Raw genomic sequence first — 7,702 nt, forward strand, 5'->3', positions numbered from 1 at the left:
TCATGCCGCTTCCAGGAGCAGGCTCGGGCGGAAGCCGCGCCACTGGTTCGTGGCGACCTTCAGGAAGTGGGCGAGCGGGAGTTGCCAGGTGTGCTGGTCGCTCAGCGTACGCCGGAGCATGTAGCCGAGGCCGTGGGTGCGGTAGATGCTGGCCCCGGCCGCCTGGGCGGCCTTGAGGAAGTCTCTGTCCACCGCCCGCGGCTGGGCCGGAAATCCCCCCAGGTCCTGAAATATCGTTCTTGAGGCGAGAATCGTGCCACCTGCCACATGATCGCTGGAGACCTCGCTCGGATAAGCGGCGCCGCTGGCGAACGTGGTACGTCTGATCGTGGCGTGCAACGGCTCAAGGTAAAAGAATTCGGCCGTCGTGCCCACGATGTCGGCCCCCGAATAGGACGCCGCCATGATCAGGTCGGCGAGGTGGTCGGGGCCGTACCAGTCGTCGTCGTCCCACTTGGCCACGTAGTCGCCGGCCGCCAGGGCCGCGGCCTCGTTCAGCACCTCGCCGAAGGACGTCGTGGCCGGGGCCTCGACCCAACTCACGGGCAGGGGACAGCTCTCGACCGCCTGCCGTACCTGTTCGAAGGGGACGCCATGCAGGCCCAGCAGTACCTCGATGTCGGTGTCGCGCTGCCGGGCCATCTGCGCGAGCGCCCCGGCGACCAGCGCCGGGCGCCTGGTGGACATGACCACGCTGATCCGCGGCGTACGCGAGGGCGGCAGGCGGTGGGTCAGGCGGCGCAGCCTGACGCTGTGCTCTTCGCGGCGTAAGTCGGCCAGCGACCTGGGGCCGGTCCCGGTGTGAGCGAGCCAGTCGCGGTCCGTGAGCAGCGCCGCCAGCTCCGGGGGGATCCACGCGGGGGCGTCGTCGGCGGTCAGAGGCACGCCCGCCGCCGCCAGCCGGACCAGCCCGGCGAGCGGCACCTCGTGATCGGGCCACTCGATCTCCAGGCCGCGCAGCGGGCGCAGCGACGGCACGTCGGGCTCATGGCCGTCGACGGCCCATCCGGTGAAGGCCCCGGGCAGCTCGGCGGGGCGGCCCTCACTCCAATGCAGGCGGGCGAGCCCCTTCTCCGGGGTACGCGCGAAGCCGCAGGGGGTGACGGACATGGTGCTCCTCGACCGACGGGACTCAGTCGGCGCCTACCTTACGCCGGTCTGACACCATCTGAGATGTTGAGTTCACCTTAGGGGTTGATGCCGGCGTGGACGGCGATCTGAGCTGAACTAGCAGGATCCTCCCAGTTTTTGTCCAGGAAGCTATGGCACGGTAGTGGCGAATGTTTATTAAGGTGTCAATATCCCATTGCCACCAGATACGTCATGACTACGAAAGGTATGCGCGGATGTTCTCGCCCCGCCGACTGGCAGCGACCGCCGCAATCCTCGGAGTTCTGGCCGTCGCCGTGCTCGTGCTGCTCGTCCTCACCGATCTGCTCACGCTCGGCGCCGCTGCCGCCTCGGGGGCGTTCGCCGTCACGCTGGCCGGGCTCGCCGTGCTCGTGCTGACCGTACGACGCCTCGACGGCAAGGCCCAGCGCATCGACCTGCGAGCCAAGAAGCACGAGGCCGAACTGGCCAAGACCGCCACCGCGCTCAAGCGCATCGAGGGGCGGCTGGACCGTCTGACCGAGGCCATCGAGCAGTCGGCGACGCGGCGCGAGGAGGACCTCGGCGCGATCCTGGCCTCGCTGGGTGAGGACCGGGTCAACGCCATGACGCGGGCGCGAGAGGTGGAGGAGCTGCGCGAGGAAGTCCGCGCGCTGGCCAAGGACCCAGTATGACGCGGATCAGGCACAACGACTGGGGCACGCTGGATCCGCCGGCCATCGGCGCCTGGCAGCCCGCGCTGACCGTCTCCGTGGTGATCCCCGCCTACAACTGCGCCCCGGCACTCGCCCGGACCGTGGCCGCGCTGGCGGAGCAGACCTATCCGGCCCGATTGGTCGAGGTCGTCGTCGCCGACGACGGCAGCGAGCCGCCCATCGACCTGCCCGGCGTCCGGGTCGTCCGGGTGAACGAGGGCTGGGGGCGCGGCACGGCCAGGGAGACCGGCCGGCTCGCCGCCACCGGCGACGTGATCCACTGGCTCGACGCGGACATGGTCCTGGCTCCGGACCACCTGGAAGCGCACATGCGCTGGCACCACCTCATCGACCACGCCGTCGTGATCGGCGACACCCGGTTCGTGGCTGCGTTGGGCGAGGAGGGCACCCAGACCGAGTACACCCGCGCGACCCTCGAGTCCACCAGGATGCTCAAGGACGCGGGTTCGAGCGCGTACCTGCTGCACACCGGCGCCTCCTCCTCCGTCCGCGCCGACCTGCTGCGCGACGCGGGCGGCGTCGACCGGACCCTGAACATGGCCGAGGACACCGAGCTGGGCTACCGGCTGGCGCAGGCCGGGGCGGTGTTCATCCCCGACGAGCAGGCACGCGCCTGGCATGTCGGGCAGTCCACTGTGATGCGCCGTGAGAAGGACGTACACCGGCACAACTGGTCGTTCCTCGGCGATCTGATCCCCGATCTGCGCTGGCTGCGCGGCCATCCACGACGCCGCTGGCTCGTGCCGTACGTCCAGGTCGTCGTGGCGGCGACCGGCTACGAGGAGACGCGCGCCGGCGTGGACTCCGCGCTCGCGGGCACGATCACCGACACGGCCGTGGCGATCGTCGGCCCCTGGGACAAACTGACGGACGAGCGCCGCGACAGCCTCGACGACCCGCTGCTCGACCTGCGCCTCATCCACAACCTCTACCGGAACGAGCCGCGCGTCACGTTCGTGACGGCCGCCCCAGACTCGGCCGCCCCCGCCCCCTTCCTGCTCACGCTCCCGTCCGGCTGGGTGCTGGGCGCCGACACGCTGTCCCGGCTGGTACGCCTGGCGGAACAGGACACGCTGGGCCTCGTCTGCGCCGCGCTCGCCGAGGCCGAGACCGGCGTCGTGACCGCCAGGCTGGAGCGCACCGCGGCCTTCTCCCGCGCGGCCCTGTTCCACGGGGGGACCGACGACCTGGTGGACGAGATGTTCGGGTCGGTCTGGGTGAGCGGGGCCGAGTACGGCTTCGCCACGGAGGACCAGGCCGAGCCGCTGGCCGGAGACGCCGCCAAGTGGCGGGCGCTGGCCGGCAAGCGGCAGAACGAGGTGAAGGAGCTGCGCGCCGAGATCGACCGGCTGGCGGCCGAGGTGGACCGGCTGTCGGCCGATCCCGCCCCCGACACCGCCGCCACCGGGCCGCTGACCTCGCTCATCAGACATCTGCGGAGCGCCGGATGATCCGCGAGCTGCTGGCCGAGATGCCCAAGGCGCGCATCTTCCTGGCCGGGGTCGAGCACGACGTCACCGCCGTGGACCTGGACCGGGACCTGCTGGAGCCGTCGGCGGACACGGAACGGGTGCACGAGGTGCTCGTGCTCGCCCGTACCCCCGCCGACCTGCGCCGGGCCGCCACGCTGCACAAGCTGCTGCCGGAGGCCCGGCGGGTGGTCGTGGCCGTACTCGACACACCCGCCTCCCATCCGGCCCCCGTGCCCACCCCGACGCCCGCGCACCGCTGGCGCTCGCTCACGGATCTGCGGGTCTACCAGCCGAAGGACCGGGTCTGGGTGGTGGACGCGCGGTTCTCGGCGCCCACGCCCGCCGGCCGTACGGTGACGGCGACCGCTCGGGCGTTCGCCGGGCACCGGCTCGACGTCATCACGGCGCCCGCGGCGGCGATCGCGGGCGTCGGCGCGGCCGCCTGGCGTCCCGGGGATCCGAACGCGACGCCCGCCGAGGTGACCGGGCCGGTTCCGGAACGGGTCGGCGCCCCGGGCAGCGACGTCGTGCTCCGCACAGTCGACGCTTCCGAAACACTCGCCACACTCGCGGCTGCCGGAACAGCTTCTGGAATGGCTTCCGGATCAGCGTCCGGATCCGAGGTGGGCGCGGACGACACGGCCGTGGCCGGCTGGTCCGGGTCGCAGACGCCGATCGAGCGGCCGACCGCACGGTCCGCGAGCTGGGAGCGGCTCGGCCGTCCCGGCGGCGCCGGGCTGTCCCTGGCCGACCCCGACGTGCTCGGTCAGCCGTCCATGATCCCGCCGGTCGACGAGCGGCTGGTGAACCCGCAGGGCTTCGTCACCACCCCGTCCCGCGGCCTGGCCTCCCTGGTGGAGCGCGACGGCCGCTGGTCGGTCGTGCTCGACGGGAAGATGGTGACGGCGTTCGCCGAGTCGGGCGGCGTCACGGACGCCGACGTGGGCAGGCTCAGGCAGCTGCGCGGCGTGGAGATCGACTGGCACCACGCCCACAGCGGCCCTCTCGCCGCCGTCCGGGTGCTCACGGGCCTGGCGGCGGCCGGCGTGCCGCTGATCGCGGACACGGTGCCGCGCTGGGCGGGCGCACTCGGCGACGAGCTCGCCCGGCTGCTGATGTCCGATCCCGACCTCTCCGACGAGCTCCGCCGCGAGGAGCACAGCATCCGGCTCCGCCGCGAGGCGCTGCGCACCCACGGCGTCGCGGCCCGCTGGGAGCAGCTCGGCGCCCCCGCCCCCGCTCCCCCGCTGACCTCGGTACTGCTCGCCACCCGGCGCACCGACATGGTCGGGTTCGCGCTCGACCAGGTCGCCCGGCAACGCGACGCCCAGCTCGAAGTGATCCTCGCCCTGCACGGCGTGCCCCAGGGCCATCCGGACGTGGCCGCGGCCATCGCCGGCTTCGACGGCCCGCTGACCGTCCTGGAGGCCGACCACCAGGCGGTGTTCGGCCAGGTGCTCAACGACGCGGCCGCGCGGGCCTCGGGCTCGTTCCTGCTGAAGATGGACGACGACGACTGGTACGGCCCCGACTTCCTGGCCGACCTGCTGCTCGCGCACTCCTACTCGGGAGCCCAGGTGGTGGGCACCGTGCCGGAATTCGTCTACCTGTCGTCGATCGACGTCACCGTGCACCGTAAGCAGATCACCGAGCAGATCACCAGCTTCGTCGCGGGTGGCACGATCCTGGTGGAGCGCTCGGCGTTCCAGGCGGTGGGCGGTTTCCGGCCGCTGCGCCGCTCGGTCGACACCCAGTTCCAGGAGGCGCTGCAGGCGGCCGGCGGGCAGATCTACCGTACGCACGGACTCGGCTACATCCTGCGCCGCGGCCCCGCGGCCAACCACACCTGGCAGGAGCCGATCGGCACGTTCCTGCAGCGCAACAGGAACCAGTGGCGTGGCTTCCACCCCAGCCTTCTCATGGAACTACCGTGACTCCTCGTATCCGCGGCAACGACTACGGGGTGCTCACCCCGCCCCTCCTCGGCCAGTGGACACCCGAGCTGACCGTCACCGTCGTCATCCCGGCTCACGATCGCCAGGAGACCCTCGACCTCACCCTGGCCGCGCTGTCGGCGCAGAGCTATCCGGCCGAGCTCATGGACGTCATCGTCGTGGACGACGGCAGCGCGGTGCCGGTGCGCCTGCCCGATCTCGTCCCGGCGCGTACCCGCCTCATCACCAGCCCGCCCGGCGGCTGGGGCCGGGCCTGGGCCGTCCAGACTGGCGTCGACGCCGCCACCGGCGAGATCGTCTTCGTGCTGGACGCCGACATGGTGCCCCATCGCCACCACGTCGAGGCCCAGCTCCGCTGGCACCACCTGGCCCCGTACCTGGTCGTGCTGGGCTGGATCGACTTCACCGCCGGCGACGTGCTGCCCACCCCCGGCGAGGTGCGCCAGGCGCTGGAGGACGGGCACGAGGACAAGCTGTTCCCCCTCTCCCCGCACCGCCACGACTGGGCCGAGAAGATCATTCTCGACCACGACGGCCTGCGTACCGCCCCGAGCTCCCTGGCCACCCGCATCCACGTCGGCGCCACCGTCTCCTACCCCGCCGCGCTGCTGCGCTCGATCGGCGGCCTGGACACCTCCCTGGTGCTGGCGGAGGACACGGAGCTCGGCTACCGGCTCACGCAGGCGGGTGCCGTGTACGTACCGGACCCGGACTCGCGCGTGTGGCACATCGGGCTGCCGACGGCCATGCGTGATTTCCTGTCGTTGAAGCGGTACAACGACCCTTACGTGGCGGACCGCGTACCGTACCGGCGCTATCTGCGCACGGACCCGGGCCGGCAGTGGCTCGTCCCGTACGTGGACGCGGTCGTCCCCGCGGCGGGCTACGAGGACGTCCGCGCGACGGTCGACGCCCTGCTGGCCGGCTCGCTGCCGGACGTCGCGATCACCATCACCGGCCCCTGGTCCGCGCTGGGCGACGGCCGCCGCTCCCCGCTCCGCGACCCCGACCTGGACCTCCGCCTCATCCACGCCACCTTCGAACACGACCCCCGGGTACGGCTGTCCGACACCGCGGATCCTTCCGGCGTCGTGTCACCGTTCCGCCTCCTCATGCCACCCGGCTGGGTCGCGGCTCGCGACACCCTTGAACGCCTGGTCGGCCACCTGGAAGAGCACGACGGCGGCGCCCTGTGCGTCGCCCTCGACGAAACCGGCCAGGGCGTCACCGTGGCCAGACTCGAACGCACCGCCGCCCTCTCCCGCGCCGCCCTGGTGGCCCGCCCCGGCGAGCACCTGGACACGGTCCTGGACGAGGTCTTCGGCCTGGAATGGGTGGACGGCGACACCTGGGGCTTCACCCGCCGCCCCCCGATCTACCCACCCCGCCGCCGCCCCCTCCCCGACCTGGACCGCGTCACGGCCCAGTACGAGAAGGAACTCACCCGCCTGCGCAAGCGCACCACCCTCATGCAGGCCGAACTCGCCCAGCTCCGCAGGGAGGCGGGCAAGGGCCGCAGGGACGCGGAACGGTGGCGCGAGAAGGCCGAGTCGTGGCGCCGCGAGGCGGTCCGCCTGTCCCGCGCCCAGGACCGCACGGTACTCAAACGAGCCGTCAAGCGAGTCCGCAAGCTGGCCTTTCCCGACAGCTAACCCCAAACTGCATGGCCTTCGCCATGGGGCGCTTCGCGCCTCGGGAGCTCAGACTGTGTCCAGTGGGGGCGCGGCCCCCACGCCCCGCCTAACTGCATCGCCTTCGCCAATGGGGGGCGCTTCGCGCCGTTCGAGCTCAGACTGTGTCAATTGGGGCTGCGCCCCAAACCCCGTCGAGGGGCTGCCGCCCCTCGAGCTCCCCGCCCCCTGGGCCGGAGCGGATGGCCAGCGAAGTAACCGAAGTCCGAGGCCTGACAAGCTACGTTGGGGAGCACATGCGAGTTGTCGACGATGAAAGGAGCGGCCATGAGCGTGGTCCTGCTGCCAGGCGACATCTTGCGCGTTCCCACCGTCGACACACTGCCCAACGGGGCCAAAGTGCACGGCACTCGCGATCTGCAGCCGGGCTACGAAGTGTGGCTGCCGTGGGCGGAACCCGAAGGGGCGCAGTGGGGAGAAGGCGCTGACGACGCAGCGATTCTCGCGCGTTGGCGTGACGCGGCCAGCGCCTAACCCTCCAGAGGCATGATGGCGGAGAACACCGCCCCGTTTCCATGATTTTTTACCGTCTCTTCAGCAGTTCCTGCTGGTCAACGGCTGGCAGCGGGACAACTCGAGAAATCATGGACATCCGACCCAGTGCAACCCACCTCCAGAGACACTCTCCTTGCCGAGGCCGTCCGTCAACGGAGACGGTTAGCACTAGGGCCTGTATGGAGTTGAGATCAATGGGATTGGCTGCGCTGCGGTCTGTGGTCCTGGTAGGCCATCGCCATGGCGCGTGGAGACCTCACCGA

The 7,702-nt window shown here is 71.3% G+C and carries 6 protein-coding genes; 5 read left to right on the plus strand and 1 reads right to left on the minus strand.

All coding sequences use genetic code 11. The annotated features are described in order from the left end of the window. Entirely contained in the window at window positions 1–1,110 is a 1,110-nt protein-coding gene (locus AB0B64_RS51120) for a glycosyltransferase family A protein (RefSeq protein WP_357942628.1), read from the minus strand. A 236-nt stretch (window positions 1,111–1,346) separates the two neighbouring features. Between AB0B64_RS51120 and AB0B64_RS51125 the strand changes: the two genes are divergently transcribed. From AB0B64_RS51125 to AB0B64_RS51145, 5 genes are all read left to right on the plus strand, one after another. Then, on the plus strand, window positions 1,347–1,784 hold the full coding sequence (locus AB0B64_RS51125; protein WP_357942626.1) for a hypothetical protein: 438 nt from the start codon (window positions 1,347–1,349) through the stop codon (window positions 1,782–1,784). After that, window positions 1,781–3,277 (plus strand): glycosyltransferase, encoded by a 1,497-nt coding sequence (locus tag AB0B64_RS51130; RefSeq protein WP_358197212.1) that lies wholly within the window; start codon window positions 1,781–1,783, stop codon window positions 3,275–3,277. Before AB0B64_RS51125 ends, AB0B64_RS51130 begins: the two co-directional genes overlap by 4 nt. Continuing rightward, window positions 3,274–5,232, plus strand: a complete 1,959-nt coding sequence (locus AB0B64_RS51135) for a glycosyltransferase (protein WP_357942623.1) — start codon at window positions 3,274–3,276, stop codon at window positions 5,230–5,232. Before AB0B64_RS51130 ends, AB0B64_RS51135 begins: the two co-directional genes overlap by 4 nt. After that, window positions 5,229–6,905 (plus strand): glycosyltransferase, encoded by a 1,677-nt coding sequence (locus AB0B64_RS51140; protein ID WP_357942621.1) that lies wholly within the window; start codon window positions 5,229–5,231, stop codon window positions 6,903–6,905. Before AB0B64_RS51135 ends, AB0B64_RS51140 begins: the two co-directional genes overlap by 4 nt. Window positions 6,906–7,211: 306 nt before the next feature. Next, window positions 7,212–7,418 (plus strand): hypothetical protein, encoded by a 207-nt coding sequence (locus tag AB0B64_RS51145; RefSeq protein ID WP_357942619.1) that lies wholly within the window; start codon window positions 7,212–7,214, stop codon window positions 7,416–7,418. The last annotated feature ends 284 nt before the right edge of the window (window positions 7,419–7,702 follow it).

The organism is Nonomuraea sp. NPDC049129 (assembly GCF_040648495.1).
Lineage (GTDB): Bacteria > Actinomycetota > Actinomycetes > Streptosporangiales > Streptosporangiaceae > Nonomuraea.

Bases quoted from the DNA above. Each gene is read 5' to 3' on its own strand.
- AB0B64_RS51120 (WP_357942628.1), bottom strand. From the start codon at position 1,110: ATGTCCGTCACCCCCTGCGGCTTCGCGCGTACCCCGGAGAAGGGGCTC.
- AB0B64_RS51125 (WP_357942626.1), top strand. From the start codon at position 1,347: ATGTTCTCGCCCCGCCGACTGGCAGCGACCGCCGCAATCCTCGGAGTT.
- AB0B64_RS51130 (WP_358197212.1), top strand. From the start codon at position 1,781: ATGACGCGGATCAGGCACAACGACTGGGGCACGCTGGATCCGCCGGCC.
- AB0B64_RS51135 (WP_357942623.1), top strand. From the start codon at position 3,274: ATGATCCGCGAGCTGCTGGCCGAGATGCCCAAGGCGCGCATCTTCCTG.
- AB0B64_RS51145 (WP_357942619.1), top strand. From the start codon at position 7,212: ATGAGCGTGGTCCTGCTGCCAGGCGACATCTTGCGCGTTCCCACCGTC.